This is a genomic window from Xanthomonas sp. JAI131, from assembly GCF_013410075.1.
Lineage (GTDB): Bacteria > Pseudomonadota > Gammaproteobacteria > Xanthomonadales > Xanthomonadaceae > Xanthomonas_A > Xanthomonas_A bonasiae.
Genome location: NZ_JACCCN010000001.1, coordinates 1,522,047 through 1,538,907, shown reverse-complemented (window position 1 = coordinate 1,538,907; position 16,861 = coordinate 1,522,047). Strand labels below are relative to the sequence as shown.

13 protein-coding genes are annotated in these 16,861 nt (G+C 68.8%); 9 read left to right on the top strand and 4 right to left on the bottom strand.

What is annotated here, in order from left to right; genetic code table 11:
* The first annotated feature begins 212 nt into the window (after positions 1 to 212).
* From HDC36_RS06405 to HDC36_RS06395, 3 genes are read left to right on the top strand one after another with little or no spacing between them, the layout of a single operon-like run.
* Positions 213 to 2,411 carry a Six-hairpin glycosidase-like protein gene (locus HDC36_RS06405; RefSeq protein WP_179565385.1) on the top strand — a complete coding sequence of 733 codons (2,199 nt, stop codon included), beginning with the start codon at positions 213 to 215 and terminating at the stop codon, positions 2,409 to 2,411.
* Positions 2,408 to 3,901 carry an MFS transporter gene (locus tag HDC36_RS06400; RefSeq protein WP_179565384.1) on the top strand — a complete coding sequence of 498 codons (1,494 nt, stop codon included), beginning with the start codon at positions 2,408 to 2,410 and terminating at the stop codon, positions 3,899 to 3,901. Before HDC36_RS06405 ends, HDC36_RS06400 begins: the two co-directional genes overlap by 4 nt.
* The gene (locus HDC36_RS06395; RefSeq protein WP_255432596.1) at positions 3,898 to 5,577 is read left to right on the top strand and encodes an alpha-amylase family glycosyl hydrolase; all 1,680 of its coding nucleotides are present in this window, start codon (positions 3,898 to 3,900) and stop codon (positions 5,575 to 5,577) included. Before HDC36_RS06400 ends, HDC36_RS06395 begins: the two co-directional genes overlap by 4 nt.
* An 80-nt stretch (positions 5,578 to 5,657) precedes the next feature.
* Here HDC36_RS06395 and HDC36_RS06390 read toward each other — a convergent pair whose 3' ends face one another.
* From HDC36_RS06390 to HDC36_RS06375, 4 genes are all read right to left on the bottom strand, one after another.
* Entirely contained in the window at positions 5,658 to 7,229 is a 1,572-nt protein-coding gene (locus tag HDC36_RS06390) for a PepSY-associated TM helix domain-containing protein (protein WP_179565382.1), read from the bottom strand.
* Positions 7,230 to 7,239: 10 nt separating this feature from the next.
* Complete coding sequence (locus HDC36_RS06385) at positions 7,240 to 7,503, bottom strand: hypothetical protein (protein WP_179565676.1); 264 nt, start codon at positions 7,501 to 7,503, stop codon at positions 7,240 to 7,242.
* Complete coding sequence (locus HDC36_RS06380) at positions 7,503 to 7,802, bottom strand: hypothetical protein (protein ID WP_179565380.1); 300 nt, start codon at positions 7,800 to 7,802, stop codon at positions 7,503 to 7,505. The genes HDC36_RS06385 and HDC36_RS06380 overlap by 1 nt, the downstream gene beginning before the upstream one ends.
* Before the next feature lie 260 nt (positions 7,803 to 8,062).
* Positions 8,063 to 9,127 carry a LacI family DNA-binding transcriptional regulator gene (locus HDC36_RS06375; protein WP_179565378.1) on the bottom strand — a complete coding sequence of 355 codons (1,065 nt, stop codon included), beginning with the start codon at positions 9,125 to 9,127 and terminating at the stop codon, positions 8,063 to 8,065.
* A gap of 462 nt (positions 9,128 to 9,589) precedes the next feature.
* Between HDC36_RS06375 and thrS the strand changes: the two genes are divergently transcribed.
* The 6 genes from thrS to pheT all read left to right on the top strand — a co-directional run bounded on the left by thrS (position 9,590) and on the right by pheT (position 16,851).
* Complete coding sequence (gene thrS, locus HDC36_RS06370) at positions 9,590 to 11,494, top strand: threonine--tRNA ligase (protein ID WP_179565376.1); 1,905 nt, start codon at positions 9,590 to 9,592, stop codon at positions 11,492 to 11,494.
* A 63-nt stretch (positions 11,495 to 11,557) separates the two neighbouring features.
* Positions 11,558 to 12,082, top strand: a complete 525-nt coding sequence (gene infC / locus HDC36_RS06365; protein WP_074375534.1) for a translation initiation factor IF-3 — start codon at positions 11,558 to 11,560, stop codon at positions 12,080 to 12,082.
* Positions 12,083 to 12,586: 504 nt separating this feature from the next.
* Positions 12,587 to 12,784 carry a 50S ribosomal protein L35 gene (rpmI, locus tag HDC36_RS06360; RefSeq protein ID WP_002811096.1) on the top strand — a complete coding sequence of 66 codons (198 nt, stop codon included), beginning with the start codon at positions 12,587 to 12,589 and terminating at the stop codon, positions 12,782 to 12,784.
* Between the two features lie 10 nt (positions 12,785 to 12,794).
* On the top strand, positions 12,795 to 13,154 hold the full coding sequence (rplT, locus tag HDC36_RS06355) for a 50S ribosomal protein L20 (RefSeq protein WP_003466653.1): 360 nt from the start codon (positions 12,795 to 12,797) through the stop codon (positions 13,152 to 13,154).
* Positions 13,155 to 13,355: 201 nt separating this feature from the next.
* On the top strand, positions 13,356 to 14,351 hold the full coding sequence (pheS, locus tag HDC36_RS06350; RefSeq protein WP_179565373.1) for a phenylalanine--tRNA ligase subunit alpha: 996 nt from the start codon (positions 13,356 to 13,358) through the stop codon (positions 14,349 to 14,351).
* A gap of 121 nt (positions 14,352 to 14,472) precedes the next feature.
* Entirely contained in the window at positions 14,473 to 16,851 is a 2,379-nt protein-coding gene (gene pheT / locus HDC36_RS06345) for a phenylalanine--tRNA ligase subunit beta (RefSeq protein WP_179565371.1), read from the top strand.
* Positions 16,852 to 16,861 lie beyond the last annotated feature (10 nt).

Below are 16,861 nucleotides of genomic sequence, written 5' to 3'. Positions count from 1 at the left end.
CTGCGGCGACTATAGCGAGGCGCTGCGAGCCCGTTGCGGCCAAGGCGATGAATACGTATGCAGATGCACGCGATGCGATGCGGCGCGTCTACCATGTCCGCAGCGCTTCTCGAAGAGGCCGCGACCGCGGTGCCGGCATGCCGGTGCGGCGAACCCACAATGCAGGCAAAGAGGGAGGGAGGCCGACGGGCGCGAGCCGGTCCGCCGCTTCGATGCTGAAGATGATCTGCTTGGCCGCCACCTTGGGTGCTGCGGTGTCGGCGTCTGCGTGGCAGACGTCGTTGCAATGGCGCGGCCAGACCGCGCAGGCCGCGGTCACCGCCGACGGCGGCTTCGTGCTGCGTTCGGCGCAGGGCACGCGCACGCTGGCGGCGCAGCCGCTGCGCAGCGACACCGCCAGCCCGCTGTTCGATGCGCTGTTCGCGCTGGCGCAGCAGGAGTTGCGCGACGACCAGGTCGACGCGATCCGCGATCCTGCCTTCGACCACGGCAAACCGCTGCCGTGCGACTGCTACCAGACCGGCGAACGCTGGCCCTACGTGTGGACCCGCGACGTCAGCTATGCCGCCGATCTGGCGCTGGCGCGGCTGGACCCGCAGCGCACGCGGCGCTCGCTGCGCTTCAAGCTGTCGGCGATGCGCGGCGCGGATGCGCTGCCGGGCCTGTTCGTGGCCCAGGACACCGGCTCGGGCGGCAGCTGGCCGGTGAGCAGCGACCGCGTGGTCTGGTTCCTGGCCGCGCGGCATCTGCTCGACGATGCGCAGTTCGCCGCCGACACCCGCGCCGCACTCGATGCGACCCTGGCGCAGGATCGCGCATTCGCATTCGACCCGCGCATCGGCCTGTACCGCGGCGAGACCTCGTTCCTGGACTGGCGCGAGCAGACCTATCCGGCCTGGACCCGCAACGACGTGCGCTTCATCGCCGAGTCGTTCGCGCTGTCCACCAATGTGCTGCACTACCAGGCGTTGCGCCTGGGCGAGCGGCTGGCGCGCGAGCACGGCGACACTGCGGCGACGGCGCGCTATGCCGGTTGGGCGGATGCGCTGCAGCAGGCGATTGCGCAGCGCTTCTGGCGCGAGGACCGTGGCACCTACGTCAGCTATCTCGGCAGCGCTGCGCATCCGGTGGCCTACGAAAGCTATGACCTGCTGGGGCTGTCGCTGGCGGTGCTGGCCGACGTGCTGCCGCGCGAACGCGCACGCCAGGCGCTGGCGCGCTATCCGGCGGTCGAGGCCGGCAGCCCGGTGGTCTGGCCGCAGCAGCAGGAGGTGCCGATCTACCACAACCGCGCGATCTGGCCATTCGTCAGCGCGTATGCGCTGCGCGCGGCGCGGCATACCGACGACAGCGCGCGCATCGCCTTCGAAGTGCGCTCGCTGCTGCGCGGCGCCGCGCTGGCCGGCTCGAACATGGAGAACTACGAATTCCTGAGCCAGGCCGCACATGTGGACGATGGCCCGCTCAGCGGGCCGGTGGTCAATTCGCCGCGGCAGCTGTGGTCGGTGGCCGGCTACCTGGCGATGGTGATCGAAGGCGTGTTCGGTGTGGAGGACGACGGAACGGTGGCACCGAAGTTGCCGGTTGGCCTGGTGCCGATGTTGTTCGGCGAGCGCGACGAGATCGCGCTGCAGCTGCGCGAGCGACGCATCGTGCTGCGGCGGCCTGCACAGGTGCATGGCGACCTGCTGGTGGCCGGCGACACGCGCACCCATGATGGCGTGACCACCGTGCAATTGGTCGCGCGCGACACGGCGAGCACGCCGGTGCCGCTGCTCGCGGCCGCCGATGCGTTCGCCCCGCTCGCGCCGCCAGCGCCGCGCGTCGAGCGCGATGCGCAGGGCTGGCGCGTCGCGGCGGCCGCCGACGCGGTGGTGTACGTCGATGGACAGCGCCAGCCAGGCGCCGCCGATGGCGTGCGCCTGCCGTTGCGCGAGGACGTGCAGTGCCTGAGCCTGACCCGCCGCGATGCGCATTGGGAGTCGCTGCACAGCCCCACGGTCTGCATCGGCGACGTGGTCCGCCTGCGCGGACCCGACGACTGGCGTTGGACCGCGCCGCGCGATGGCGAGTACCGGCTGAGCCTGCGCTACGTCAACGCGCACGGCCCGATCAATACCGGCGTCACCGCCGCGGTGAAACAGCTGCAACTGCAATGCGGCGATGCCGCGCCGCAACGCATGCCGGTGGTGATGCCGCACAGCGTCGGCGAACAGGAGTCCACTGCCGCCGTGTTCGCGCTCAAGGCCGGGCAGGCCTGCCGCATCCGCCTGGCGCCTGCGGCCAACATGAGCGCGTTGCAGCACTTCGCGCGCTATACCGGCGGCCAGGGTGGCGCCGACGGCGTGATCAATGCGGCCGATGTCGCCGCGCTGCTGATCGCGCCGGCCGCGGCGAAGGTGAGCCGATGAGGACCGCGCCGCGCGCCAAGCCGGCGCTGTCGTTCTGGCAGATCTGGAACATGTGCTTCGGCTTCCTTGGCATCCAGTTCGGGTTCGCGCTGCAGAACGCCAATGCCAGCCGCATCTTCCAGACCCTGGGCGCGGACATGGAGCAGGTGCCGGGGCTGTGGATCGCCGCGCCGCTGACCGGGCTGATCGTGCAGCCGATCGTCGGCTATCTGTCCGACCGCACCTGGAACCGCTTCGGCCGGCGCCGCCCGTATTTCATGGTCGGCGCGCTGTTCACCACACTGGCGCTGCTGGTGATGCCGAACTCGCCGGCGCTGTGGGTGGCCGCCGGCACGCTGTGGATCCTGGATGCGTCGATCAACATCTCGATGGAGCCGTTCCGCGCCTTCGTCGGCGACCAGTTGCCGCAACGCCAGCGCGCCAGCGGCTATGCGATGCAGAGCTTCTTCATCGGCGTCGGTGCGGTGGTGGCGAGCATGCTGCCTTGGCTGTTGGCGCAGTGGGGCGTGAGCAATACCGCCGCCCCCGGCCACGTGCCGGCGACGGTGCGTTACGCGTTCTACCTCGGCGGCGCGGTGCTGTTCCTGTCCATCGGCTGGACCGTGCTGCGCACGCGCGAGTATCCGCCCGAAACGCTGCAGGAGTTCGACGACGCGCCGCCGTCGCACGCTGCCGAACGGTCGACCACCATGCCGCGTTCGGATGGCGTCGCGACGATCTGGACGGTGCTGGGCCTTGCCGGTGCCTCGGCGATCTTCTGGAGCGGCGGCGACCGCATGCTGTACGTGCTGGCCGGCCTGGTCGCCGGCTATGGACTGTTGCAATGGCTGGCGCCGCGACTGAGGCCGCACCACATGCTGGCGGCGATCATGCGCGACGTGCAGGCGATGCCGCAGGCGATGCGACGCCTGGCCTGGGTGCAGTTCTTCTCCTGGTTCGCGCTGTTCGCGATGTGGATCTACACCACCGCGGCGGTGACGCAGACGCACTACGGCGCCACCGACACCGCCTCGGCGGCGTACAACGACGGCGCAAACTGGGTGGGCGTGCTGTTCGGTGCGTACAACGGCTTCGCCGCGCTCGCGGCGATCGCCATTCCGCTGCTGGTGCGCGCGGTCGGCCTGCGCGTCAGCCATCTGCTCAACCTGTGCCTGGGGGCGATAGGGCTGCTGTCGTTCCTGTGGATCCGCGATCCGCAGTGGCTGCTGCTGTCGATGCTGGGCGTCGGCTTCGCCTGGGCCTCGATCCTGTCGCTTCCGTACGCCTTGCTGTCCGACAGCGTGCCGGCGGCGAAGATGGGCGTGTACATGGGCATCTTCAATTTCTTCATCGTGATCCCGCAGCTGGTCGCGGTCAGCGTGCTGGGTTTCGTGCTCACGCACTGGCTCGGCGGCCGGCCGCTGTACGCGCTGGGCATCGGCGGCGCCAGCCTGCTGCTGGCGGCGCTGTGCGTGCTGCGGGTTCCCGCCGAACACGGAGCAACGCAATGACGTATCGGATATCGCTGCTGGCGCTGGCCTTGTTGGGTGCCGTTGCGCCACCGGCGCGTGCGCAGGCAGCGGCGGAGTACTACGGCACGCTGGAACCGTTCGCCAGCGAGGCGGTGTATTTCGTGGTCACCGATCGCTTCGTCAACGGCGATCCCGGCAACGATCATCGCGACCAGGGCGGCGCGCACCGCACCTTCGACATCCCGCTGCCGGCGCCACCGGGCGAGAGCGACAACATCGGCTACCTGGGCGGCGACTTCAAGGGCGTGGTCGACAACGCCGGCTATATCCGCGGGCTGGGCTTCGGCGCGGTGTGGATCACCCCGATCGTCGACAATCCGGACGAAGCGTTCACCGGCGGCAAGCCGATCAGTTGGGGCAGCAACCTGAGCGATCGCGGCAAGACCGGCTATCACGGCTATTGGGGCGTCAATTTCTACAAGCTGGACGAACACCTGCCCAGCCCGGGCCTGGATTTCGCCGGCTTCACCCAGGCGATGCATGCGCAGCGGCTGAAGGTGGTGCTGGACATCGTCGGCAACCATGGCTCGCCGGCCTACACGATGCCGAAGCGGCAACCGATGTTCGGCCAGGTGTTCGATCGCGACGGCAAGCTCGTCGCCGATCACCAGAACCTGCCGCCGGCCAGGCTGGATCCGGTGCACAACCCGCTGCATGCGTTCTACAACACCGGCGGTGGCCTGGCCGAGCTGTCGGATTTCAACGAGCGCAATCCAGCGGTGATGGAGTATCTGGTCGGCGCCTATTCGCAATGGCTGGGGCAGGGCGCGGACGCCTTCCGCATCGACACCATCGGCTGGATGCCGGACAGCTTCTGGCACGAGTTCGTGCGCCGCATCCGCGCGCAGCGGCCGGGCATGTTCATGTTCGGCGAGGCCTTCGACTACGACGCGCGCAAGATCGCCGGGCACACCTGGGCGCGCAACGCCGGGGTCAGCGTGCTGGATTTCCCGCTGAAGCAGGCGCTGTCCACGGTGTTCGGGCATGCGCGCGGCGGCTTCGAGCAATTGCAGGCGCCGCTGTACCTGGAGCGCGGCCCGTACGCCAACCCGTACGAGTTGATGACCTTCTACGACAACCACGACATGGCGCGGCTGGACGCCAGCGATGCCGGCTTCATCGATGCGCACAACTGGCTGTTCACGGCGCGCGGCATCCCGGTGATCTATTACGGCTCGGAAACCGGCTTCATGCGCGGCCGCGCCGAGCATGCCGGCAACCGCAACTATTTCGGCCAGGCACGGGTGGATGCGGCGCCGCAGAGCCCGATCTTCGCGCCGTTGCAGCGCATCGCGCTGCTGCGGCAACGCACGCCGGCGCTGCAGCGCGGGCTGCAGCTCGACCTGCGCCTGTCCGGCGACGACGCGGTGTTCTATCGCGTGTTCCAGCATGCCGGCGGCACCCAGACCGCGCTGGTGCTGCTGAACAAGGGCGACGCGCCGAAGACGCTGGAGGTGCGCCGTTACCTGCAGCCGGGTACCTGGCGCGACGGTTTCGACGGCAGCGCGGTCCAGGTCGCGGACAGCTTGCGCGCCGAGGTGCCGGCGCACGGCGTGCGCGTGTTCCTGTCCGATGCGCCGATCGTTCGCTCGGATCTGCGCGCGCGGCTGGATTGGCTGATGGCGGCGAAGGATGGCGTGGAGCCGCCACTGTAGGAGCGGCTTCAGCCGCGACCGGGCGTCACCGGTAACGCCTGATCGCGGCTGAAGCCGCTCCTACAAGACGCTGGCAGTGTTCACGCGACCGACGGCTGCGGCTCGGCCCACACGCTGTTCGGTTCGCCATGCCGGGCGCGGCGCGCGGTTGCGCGTGCCAGCGCGGCGAAGCCCACAGCCATCGCCACGGCCATGCCGTCGACCCAGAACAATGGCCATTGCCCGGCGGCGGCGCTGCTCCACATCCACCAGCCGCTGGCCAGGCCGTGCGCCAGCGGGATCGCCGCGGTCACCGCGGCGGCGGCCCACAACAGCTCGCGCGCGGCCTGCGCGGGCGCGCGCAGCGCCGCCCACAGCGCGCACAGCGCCCAGCTGCCGAAGCAGGTCCAGCGCATGCCGGCATCCACCGCGTCCGGCGCGATCCGTTCCAGCACCTGCACCGCGACGAATGCCGCCGAGATCGCCACGCACAGGCCGATGCACACGCCGACCGTGGCCCGCGCCATGTTGATCTGCGCGCGGCCTTGCTGCGCCTGGCGGCGCTTGCGCCGCGATTCGATCCACAGCAGGTTGCCCGAGTAGAACAGGAACGCGCCGCCGATGCCGAGCAGGAAGTACAGCCACGGCACCAGCGCATTGCCGTATTCGCCGAAATGCAGCGCATAGGCCGAGGTCAGCGTGGCATGGTTGGCGTCGCGGCGGCCGGGCAGCTGGGTGGCGATCACCTTGCCGCTGGCCGCGTCCAGCGCCACCGTCCCGGTCGGTCCCAGCGTGCCGGGCGACTCGCCGCTGATTTCCACCGTGGCGTTGCGGTCGCCGGCGTGCTGCAGCTTCATGTACACCGGCGCGAAATCGTGCAGTCCTTGCCGCCGCGCCTCGGCGACGGCACGCGCGCTCCAGTCGGCCAGCGTGCCCACCGGCGCCGGCGTGCCGCTGGCGCTGCGCACCGGCGCGGTGTCCATCGCCACCGGCACCGCGTCCTGCACCTTGCCGTCGAAGACCAGCGGATTCAGCGCCGCCATCAGGACCAGCGACAGACACAATATCGCGCCGGTCACCGCGAACATCAGGTGCAGCGGCAGGCTCAGCACCCCGACCACGTTGTGCGCATCCAGCCAGAACTGCTTGAGATTGCGGCCCGGGCGCAGCGCGAACAGGTCCTTGAGCAGCTTCGGCAGATGGATGATCACCCCGGACACGATCGCCACCGCATACAGCAGGCTGACGATGCCCATCAGATAGACGCCGGCCACCGGCAGGCCCAGCGTGTAGTGCAGTTCGTTGACCAGGGTGGCCAGACCCGCCTGCGGCAGTTCCGGCCCGCCCTCCAGGTCGTCGAGCGTGGCCATCTGCCACACGCCCTCGGCATCGGGCCAGTAGATCAGCGCCTTGGGAAATTCGCTGCTGGGGAACAGCATGCCGAGCATCGGCTTGGCTTGCGGGTGCCGCGCCAACGTCACGTCGAGCAGGCGCTGCGCATCGTCCATGGTCTGCACCGGCACCACCTGTTGCGATTGCCAGCGCGGCAGGTCGTGGTGGAACACGGTGATCGCGCCGGCATAGAAGGCGACGAACAAGGCGAAGCCGGCGACCAGGCCCATCCAGGTGTGCAGGGCGGTGAAGGTACGCAGCGTGGCGGCTTGCAGTTTCATGCGGATGTCCTCATTGCGCCCAGCCCAGCGCCTTCAGCGCCCACAGCAGGGCGAAGCCGGCCACTGCCAGCGCGCTCAACCAACTCCAGGCGCGGCGCCCGCTGGCGCAGCAATAGGCGCCGATCGCCACGCCCACCCACAGCGGCACGAACGCGATCAGCGCGGGGACCAGCGCCTGCTGCCACGGCCCCGGCGGCAGCCAGCAGACCAGGCCGGTCAGCGCGGCGGCCAGGAAGAAGCCGGGAATCAGCCCGGCCAGCCCGCGGCTCCACATCATCGCGGCCGGCTCCGTGTGGCATCGCCCGTCTCGCCGCGCAGGGCGCCGACGGTCGGTACCAGCATCAGCGCCAGCATCCAGCTGGCGAGCATCGCGCACAGCCCGGCGCCGACGCCCAACTGCACGATCCACGCCGCCAGCGAGGTGCCCGCCAGCGCCAGGCCCAGCCCGTTGCCGAACCGGCGCAGGCGCCGCAACGACGCCAGGCGGCAGTTCGGCGAGCCGGCATACAGCGCCAGCGCGGACAGCGCCGCGCATACGGCGGCCAGGACAATCCCGGCAATGGCCGTACTCATCGGGTGCCGCTCCATGCTGCCGATCGCGGCGGCCTGCCGCCTGCGGCGGTTGCCGGCGGGAGGGCGGAGGTCGGGTGGGAAGCGGGACGGGCAGGGGGCATCGGCATTCCAGGCGGCGGCGTGCAGCCGCGGCAATCCGCGGCACTCTCTCGCGGATGATAATCATTCTGCTTTCGTAAGGAAAACGCGGCGGATGCGCGTGGCGTGTCTGCCCGGCGCGAATGGAGCGTCTGCGGCTGCGTCCGCGCGCCGGTGAGGGATCAGCTGCGCAGCGAGGAACCGCGCAGCGCCAGCGTCACCGGCAGGGTGCGGCTGGCGACCGGCTGCCCGGCGATCTGCGCCAGCAGGGTCTCCACCAGCACCGCGCCGGCCAGCTTGGTGTCCTGTTGCACGGTCGACAGCGCCGGCGCCACGCAGGCGGCGATCGGGATGTCGTCGAAGCCGGCCAGGGCCACGTCCTCGGGCACGCGCAGGCCGTGCTCGCGCAATGCCTTCAGCGCGCCGATCGCGATCAGGTCGCTGGCGGCGAACACCGCGTCGAAGCGTTCGCCACCGCGCAGCAGCGCCTGCGCCGCTTCGTAGCCGGACTGCTCGGTGGTGATCGCGTCCACCTGCAGGCCGGGCGCGAGCTCCGATCCGGCCGCATGCAGCGCCTGGGCATGGCCGCGGTAGCGCTCCAGGAACTCGGGGTAGTGGTTCGAGGCGTCGCCAAGGAACGCGATGCGCCGGCAGCCCTGTTGCAGCAGATGCGCGGTGATGTCGTGGCCGCCCTGGAAGTTGTCGCTGCCGATCGACACCCCCGGCTGCCCGGGCAGCACCGCGCCCCAGCGCACGAAGTGGGTACCTTGCTCGACCAGATGCTGCAGCCGCTGCTGCGCCTGCAGATAGTCGCCATAGCCGAGCAGGATCAGGCCGTCGGCCTTCTGGCTGTCGCCGTAGTCGGCGCGCCAGTTGTCCGACAGCTGCTGGAACGACACCAGCAGGTCGTAGCCGTGGCGCGCGCAGGCGCGGGTGATCGAGCCCAGCATCGAGTGGAAGAACGGGTTGATCAGCGAGTCGTCGGTGGTCGGGTCCTCGAAGAACAGCAGCGCCAGCGTGCCGGCATTGCGCAGGCGCAGGCTGGAGGCGTGCTTGTCGACCTTGTAGTTCAACTCGTTGGCGATCGCCAGGATCTTGCGCCGGGTCTGCTCGTTGACCGCCGGGCTGCCGCGCAGTGCGCGCGAGACGGTGGGCTGCGATACGCCCGCCAGGTAGGCGATATCGAGCGATGTGGCCTTGCCTTTGATGACGGGCGCTCGCAGTGCAGAGGAAACAGGCCGAAGCATGCCATGGCGTACGGGATAGCACTTGCTGCGGCGCAGCGTGGGGTGGGGCGCGGGACTCGGGACCGGAGACCCGGAAGAGCACAGCCCGTGCCGCTTCGTTGCCACCGCGCTGCAGGTCTTGACCGTCGATTGCCACGCACACCATCAACGCCAGCCAAGCGCCTTTCCGAGTCCCCGGTTCCGAGTCCCGAGTCCCGCGCTTCCACCCCCTTCAAATCCACAAACCACCCAAATGCGTTACCATTTGGTCTCTCTTAAATGCGGAACTACGGGTGGCCCGCGGCAACGCCGGCCGAGCGTGCGACATGAGCACTACCATCGCCCCAGCATGAAACCCCGTCCAAGGCTGTCCGAGCAGGCGCCCTTGTGGCGCCTTCTTTGTATCCCGCGCCTTGCGCCGCCGGCTTCCGGCGCGCCGCGGGAAACGCCCGACCCGCCTCGCTTTCCTTCTTGCCGACTCCCATGATCACGATCACGCTCCCCGACGGCAGCCGCCGCGAATTCGAACATCCCGTCAGCCCCATGGACGTGGCCCAGTCCATCGGCCCGGGCCTGGCCAAGGCGACCATCGCCGGCCAGGTCGACGGCCGCCTGGTCGACGCCTGCGACCTCATCGAGCACGACGCCAGCCTGCGCCTCATCACCGCCAAGGACGCCGAGGGCGTGGAGATCATCCGCCACTCCTGCGCGCACCTGGTCGGCCATGCGGTCAAGCAGCTGTATCCCGAGGTCAAGATGGTGATCGGCCCGGTCATCGCCGAGGGCTTCTACTACGACATCTACAGCGAGCGCCCGTTCACCCCCGAGGACATGGCGGCGATCGAGAAGCGCATGCAGGAGCTGATCGCGCAGGATTACGACGTGGTCAAGAAGGTCACCCCGCGCGCCGAGGTGATCGAACTATTCCGCCAGCGCGGCGAGGACTACAAGCTGCGCCTGATCGAGGACATGGCCGACGACGTCACCGCGATGGGCCTGTACTACCACCAGGAATACGTGGACATGTGCCGCGGCCCGCACGTGCCCAACACGCGCTTCCTCAAGGCGTTCAAGCTGACCCGCATCTCCGGCGCCTACTGGCGCGGCGATGCCAAGAACGAGCAGTTGCAGCGCATCTACGGCACCGCCTGGGCCGACAAGAAGCAGCTGGACGCCTACATCCTGCGCATGGAGGAAGCGGACAAGCGCGACCATCGCAAGATCGGCAAGCAGCAAGGCCTGTTCCATCTGCAGGAAGAGGGCCCGGGCCTGGTGTTCTGGCATCCGAAGGGCTGGTCGATCTGGCAGGTGGTCGAGCAATACATGCGCCGCGTGTACCGCGACAGCGGCTACGGCGAGGTGCGCTGCCCGCAGATCCTGGACGTGTCGCTGTGGCAGAAGTCCGGCCACTGGGACAACTACCAGGACAACATGTTCTTCACCGAGTCGGAGAAGCGCACCTACGCGGTCAAGCCGATGAACTGTCCCGGCCATGTGCAGGTGTTCAACCAGGGCCTGCACAGCTACCGCGACCTGCCGATCCGCTACGGCGAGTTCGGCGCCTGTCACCGCAACGAGCCGTCCGGCGCGCTGCACGGCATCCTGCGCGTGCGCGGTTTCACCCAGGACGACGGCCACATCTTCTGCACCGAGCAGCAGATCGAGGCCGAGGTCACCGCGTTCCACCAGCAGGCGCTGAAGGTGTATGCCGACTTCGGGTTCGACGATATCCAGATCAAGATCGCGCTGCGCCCGGAAAAGCGCCTGGGCGACGACGCGACCTGGGACAAGGCCGAGGCCGCGCTGCGCGCCGCGCTCGGTGCCTGCGGCGTGGAATGGCAGGAGCTGCCGGGCGAGGGCGCGTTCTACGGCCCCAAGATCGAGTACCACCTGAAGGACGCGATCGGCCGCACCTGGCAGCTGGGTACGATGCAGGTCGACTTCATGATGCCCGGCCGCCTCGGCGCCGAGTACGTGGACGAGAACAGCCAGAAGCAGCACCCGGTCATGCTGCACCGGGCCATCGTCGGCTCGATGGAGCGGTTCATCGGTATCCTGATCGAACATCACGCCGGCGCGTTCCCGGCCTGGCTGTCGCCGGTGCAGGCAATGGTGATGAACATCACCGATGCCCAGGCCGACTATGTAGACAGCGTGCGGAAACTCCTTGCAAATCAAGGCTTCCGCATCGAGGCCGATTTGCGGAACGAAAAAATCGGCTATAAGATTCGCGAACACACGCTGCAGCGGGTGCCGTACCTGCTGGTGGCGGGCGACCGCGAGAAGGAAAACGGCGCCATTGCAGTCCGCACGCGATCGGGGGAGGATCTGGGAACCATGTCGGTTGCCGCCTTCGCCGAACGGCTGCGCGCCGAGCAACTGGCGTAAGACAACCCCGATGCGGGCGGAGCCTCCGCCCGCGTCGGTCCGATTCCCCTGGGAGATTGCAACATCAGTACCCCTGACAACAAACAGAACCGCAAGAACCAAGAGATCCGTGTCCCGCGCGTTCGCGTGATCGGCAAGGACGGCGAGATGGTCGGCGTGTTGACCCGCGACGAAGCGTTGGCGCTGGCCGAAGAGGATGGGCTCGACCTGGTCGAGATCCAGCCGCAGGCCGATCCGCCGGTCTGCAAGATCATGGACTTCGGCAAGTTCAAGTTCGAGCAGCAGAAGAAGGCGAACGAAGCCAAGAAGAAGACCAAGCAGGTCGAGATCAAGGAAATCAAGTTCCGTCCGGTCACGGACGAGGGCGATTACCAGATCAAGCTGCGCAACATGCGTCGCTTCCTCGAAGAGGGCGACAAGGTCAAGGTCAACATCCGTTTCCGTGGCCGCGAGATGAGCCACCAGGAACTCGGGCGCGAAATGGCGTCGCGGATCGAAGCCGACCTCGGCGAAGACATCGTCATCGAATCGCGTCCGCGCCTGGAAGGCCGGCAGATGGTGATGATGATCGCGCCGAAGAAGCGCTGACCAGCAGTTCAGGATCGCGCCCCCGCCCATGTGCGGGAGCGCGGCCGCTGCCGGGCGCCTGCTGGCGTCCTTCGTGTTTTCCGATCGCCGCTTGCTGCCGCCGCCTGGCGGTGGCGGCGCGTGGATGCGCGCTGTCCGGGGGCAAGTCGCCCGCCACGCGTCCGGTACCCATGCAGGGCGGGGCGGGGCCGGCATCCGTTCGAGGCAGCAGCGCACTGCGAGCGCGTCCCCGCCTGATGGCGCAAGCACCCGCGATGCCGCAGCCTTTTCGATTCCCGATTCCCGATTCCCGATTCCCGGCGCCCGGGAAATCCATGATTTGCAAGGCATTCCAAGCCCTGGCATAATGCGCGGCCCAGTACATCGGGTTTGCCGTCAACGCGGCAATAGGACCCGCCCTGATTCTTTGAGGATCAAGGGCTTACAAGCCGGTACGGGCACGGACGGAAAGCGTGGCGCAGCCACCGCCCTGACCAGTGACAAAACACAATCAAGGACATTGCAATGCCCAAGATCAAGACCAACCGGGCGGCGGCCAAGCGTTTCCGCAAGACCGCCTCCGGCAAGTACAAGTGCGGCCACGCCAACCGTAGCCATATCCTCACCAAGAAAGCGACCAAGCGGAAGCGCAACCTGCGGCAGACGAACCATGTTCGTGCCGAGGACGCTGGCCGTCTTGACCGTATGCTGCCTTACCTCTGAGGACTGAACCATGGCTCGAGTAAAACGTGGCGTCCAGGCACGCCGTCGTCACAAGAAAGTTCTGAACCTGGCCAAGGGCTACTACAACGCCCGTCGCAAGGTCTTCCGCGTCGCCAAGCAGGCGGTGATCAAGGCGCAGCAGTACGCCTACATCGGCCGCAAGCAGAAGAAGCGCGTGTTCCGTTCGCTGTGGATCACCCGCATCAATGCGGCGGCCCGCATCAATGGCCTGAGCTACAGCCGTTTCATGAACGGCCTGCTCAAGGCTGGCATCACCCTGGATCGCAAGGTGCTGGCGGACATCGCCGTGCACGACGCGCAGGGCTTTGCCGCCTTGGCTGAGAAGGCAAAGGGCGCGCTGGCGGCATAAGTGCGAGTCCCTCGCAGGAGCCCGCACATCCATGTGCGGGTGTTCGGCGAGGGAGCCATCGCAGACATGCAGGGGAAGGGCGCGAGTCCTTCCCCTTTTTGCGTTTTGTGCATCCCGATTGCGGGATCGATCCTGTCGCGGGGTGTCTCCCGGGCGCAGGATCCGGGTCGGGGTGGTCGGCTGAAGTGAGGCGCGAGTGCAATGAGTGAGATCGAATCCCTGAGCGGGCAGGCGCTGGCGGACATCGCCGCGGCGGCCAGTCCCGAAGCGCTGGAGCAACTGCGCGTCGCGCTGCTGGGCAAGAGCGGCAGCATCACCGCGCAGCTGAAACAGCTCGGCGCGCTGCCGCCCGAACAGCGCAAGCTGGCCGGCGAGGCGATCAACCAGGCGCGCGATGCGGTCTCCGCGGCGCTGGCCGAACGCCGCGCGTTGCTGGAAGGGGTAGCGCTGGATGCGCGCCTGGCCGCCGAGCGCATCGACGTGACCCTGCCGGGCCGGCGCGGCGAACGCGGCGGGCTGCATCCGGTCACGCGCACGCTGGAGCGCATCACCGAGATCTTCGCGCGGCTGGGCTACGAACTGTCCGACGGCCCGGAGATCGAGGACGACTGGCACAACTTCGAAGCGCTGAACTTTCCGCCGCACCATCCGGCGCGGGCGATGCACGATACCTTCTACTTCGGCGACGGGCGCCTGCTGCGCACCCATACCTCCGGCGTGCAGGTGCGCTACATGGGCGAGCACGCGCCGCCGCTGCGCATGATCGCCGCCGGCAAGGTCTACCGCAGCGACAGCGACCAGACCCATTCGCCGATGTTCCACCAGGTCGAAGGCCTGCTGGTCGACGAACATTCCACCTTCGCCGACCTCAAGGGCACCTTGTCCGAGTTCGTGCGCGCGTTCTTCGAACGCGATTTCGAGATGCGTTTCCGCCCCAGCTACTTTCCGTTCGTCGAACCCGGCGCGGAAGTGGACATCGCCTGGCAGCAGCCCGACGGCAGCACCCGCTGGCTGGAAGTGCTCGGCTGCGGCATGGTCCATCCGAACGTGCTGCGCAGCGTCGGCATCGATCCGGAACGCTACACCGGCTTCGCCTTCGGCATGGGCGTGGAGCGCTTTGCGATGCTGCGCTACGGCGTCAACGATCTGCGCGCGTTCTTCGAGAACGATGTGCGGTTCCTTAGGCAGTTCGCCTGAGGGCCGGGATTGGGGAGTCGGGATTGGGGATTCGCGAAAGCGGATTCCTCCCGATTGCACCAGTCCCGCATGAACCCGCTCTTGCGAATCCCCAATCCCGACTCCCCAATCCCGGCCTCTCATGAAATTCAGCGAAAACTGGCTGCGCAGCCACGTCCCCACCCAGGCCACGCGCGATGAACTGGCCGCGACCCTGACCGCCATCGGTCTGGAGGTCGAAGAGGTCACGCCGCTCGGCGAATCGCTGCAGCAGGTGGTGGTGGCGCGCATCGTCGAAGCGGCGCGGCATCCGGAAGCCGATCGGCTGCAGGTGTGCCAGGTCGATGCCGGGCAGGGCGGCTTGCTGCAGATCGTCTGCGGTGCGCCGAACGCGCGCGCCGGGCTGGTCGCGCCGCTGGCGCTGGTCGGCGCCCAGGTCGGCGGCATCGCGATCAAGGCGGCCAAGCTGCGCGGCGTGGAGTCCAATGGCATGTTGTGCTCGGCCAAGGAGCTGGGCCTGGACAGCGATGCGTCGGGCCTGTTCGAGCTGCCCGACGACGCGCCGATCGGCCAGGCGCTGAGTGACTACCTCGGGTTGCCCGACGCCAGCATCGAGATCAAGCTGACCCCGAACCGCGCCGATTGCTTCGGCGTGCGCGGCATCGCCTACGACGTGGCCGCGGCCTGCGCCAGCGAAGTGCTGCCGTTCGCGGCCGAGCCGGTCGCCGTCGCCAGCGAGCGCCGCCTCGAGGTGCGCCTGCAGGCGGGCGGCGATGCGCCGCGCTACTGCGGCCGCGTCGTCGAGGATCTCGACCCGGCGGCGAAGACGCCGCTGTGGATGGCCGAACGCCTGCGCCGCAGCGGCGTGCGCCCGGTGTCGCTGCTGGTCGATATCACCCAGTACGTGATGCTGGAACTGGGCCAGCCGATGCATGCCTTCGACCTGGAGACGCTGCACGGCCCGGTCGGCGTGCGCCGCGCGCGTGCCGGGGAAACGCTGAAATTGCTCGACGGCCGCGACGCGACGCTCGACGACAGCTTCCTGGCCGTCACCGACGGCGACCGCGTGGTCGCCCTGGCCGGCTTGATGGGCGGCCACGACACCCGCGTCACCGATGCGACCCGGCATGTGTTCTTGGAGGCCGCGCACTTCGCGCCGGCGGCGATCATGGGCCGCGGCCGCAAGCTCGGCCTGCACACCGATGCCGGCCACCGTTTCGAGCGCGGGGTGGATCCGGCGCTGCCGCGGCCGGCGCTGGAACTGGCGACGCGGCTGGTGCTGGAACTGGCCGGCGGCCGCGCCGGCCCGGTGGTGGAGGCCGAGCTGCGCGAGCACCTGCCGACGCCGGCGCCGATCACGCTGCGCCGCGCGCGCATCGTGCGCGTGCTCGGCATCGAAATCGTCGACGCCGACGTCGAGCGCATCCTGCGCGCGCTGGGCATGGAGGTCGTCGCAACCGGCAATGGCTGGCAGGTCACCGCGCCCAGCCGCCGCTTCGATATCGCCCTGGAAGAGGACCTGATCGAGGAGCTGGCGCGCATCCACGGCTACGACCGCTTGCCGACCACGCTGCCGGGCGGCGCCTCGCGCATCGCCATGGGCAGCGAGACGCAACTGGACGAATTGAGCGTGCGCCGCCAGCTGGTCGCGCGCGAGATGCTGGAAACCATCAACTACGCCTTCGTCGATGCGGCCCTGCTCGACCAGTGGGGCCTGGACGCCGGACGCGTGGCGCTGGCCAATCCGCTCAGCGCCGAACTGGCGGTGATGCGTCCGTCGCTGTTGCCGGGGCTGGTCGCGGCGCTGGGCCGCAACGTCGCCCGCCAGGCCGGGCGGGTGCGCCTGTTCGAGCTGGGCAAGGTGTTCGCGGCCGCGGCGACGGCCGGCGCCGCGCCGGCGGAGACGCAGCGCGTGGCGGCCGCGGTGTGCGGCGATGCCGATGCGCTGCAGTGGGGCCTGCCGGCACGCAAGGTCGACTTCCACGACCTGAAGGGCGACCTGGACGCGCTGGCCAGTGCCGCCGGCGCGCGCCTGGACTACCGTCCGTCGGCGCTGCCGTTCGCGCATCCGACCCGTGCGGCCGACGTATACCGCGATGGCGCGCGGATCGGCTGGATCGGCCAGTTGCATCCGCGCCTGTTGCAGGCCATGCAGATCGACGTGGAGGTGCTCGGCTTCGAGCTGGATCTGGCGCCGCTGGCCGCGCGTGCGCTGCCGCGTGCCGCCGAGCTGTCGCGGTTCCCGTCGGTACGCCGCGACCTGGCCTTCCTGGTGCCCGAGGCGGTGGCCTGGTCGGCGCTGGCGAGCAGCGTGCGCGGCGCGGTCGGGCCGCTGCTGCGCGACGTGGTGCTGTTCGATCGCTACGTCGGGCCGGGGGTCGAGGCGGGTTTCAAGAGTCTCGCTATGGGCTTGATTTTGCAGGACAACTCGCGCACTCTGACGGATCGCGATGTGGATGCCGTGGTCGCCGATGCGGTGGCGGCGCTGGCGCGCGAACACGATGCGCGGATTCGCGGCTGAGACGTAGGGG

Bases quoted from the DNA above. Each gene is read 5' to 3' on its own strand.
- HDC36_RS06380 (WP_179565380.1), bottom strand. From the start codon at position 7,802: ATGAGTACGGCCATTGCCGGGATTGTCCTGGCCGCCGTATGCGCGGCG.
- HDC36_RS06385 (WP_179565676.1), bottom strand. From the start codon at position 7,503: ATGTGGAGCCGCGGGCTGGCCGGGCTGATTCCCGGCTTCTTCCTGGCC.
- HDC36_RS06375 (WP_179565378.1), bottom strand. From the start codon at position 9,127: ATGCTTCGGCCTGTTTCCTCTGCACTGCGAGCGCCCGTCATCAAAGGC.
- rplT (WP_003466653.1), top strand. From the start codon at position 12,795: ATGGCTCGAGTAAAACGTGGCGTCCAGGCACGCCGTCGTCACAAGAAA.
- pheT (WP_179565371.1), top strand. From the start codon at position 14,473: ATGAAATTCAGCGAAAACTGGCTGCGCAGCCACGTCCCCACCCAGGCC.
- pheS (WP_179565373.1), top strand. From the start codon at position 13,356: ATGAGTGAGATCGAATCCCTGAGCGGGCAGGCGCTGGCGGACATCGCC.
- HDC36_RS06400 (WP_179565384.1), top strand. From the start codon at position 2,408: ATGAGGACCGCGCCGCGCGCCAAGCCGGCGCTGTCGTTCTGGCAGATC.
- HDC36_RS06405 (WP_179565385.1), top strand. From the start codon at position 213: ATGCTGAAGATGATCTGCTTGGCCGCCACCTTGGGTGCTGCGGTGTCG.
- thrS (WP_179565376.1), top strand. From the start codon at position 9,590: ATGATCACGATCACGCTCCCCGACGGCAGCCGCCGCGAATTCGAACAT.
- HDC36_RS06395 (WP_255432596.1), top strand. From the start codon at position 3,898: ATGACGTATCGGATATCGCTGCTGGCGCTGGCCTTGTTGGGTGCCGTT.
- HDC36_RS06390 (WP_179565382.1), bottom strand. From the start codon at position 7,229: ATGAAACTGCAAGCCGCCACGCTGCGTACCTTCACCGCCCTGCACACC.
- rpmI (WP_002811096.1), top strand. From the start codon at position 12,587: ATGCCCAAGATCAAGACCAACCGGGCGGCGGCCAAGCGTTTCCGCAAG.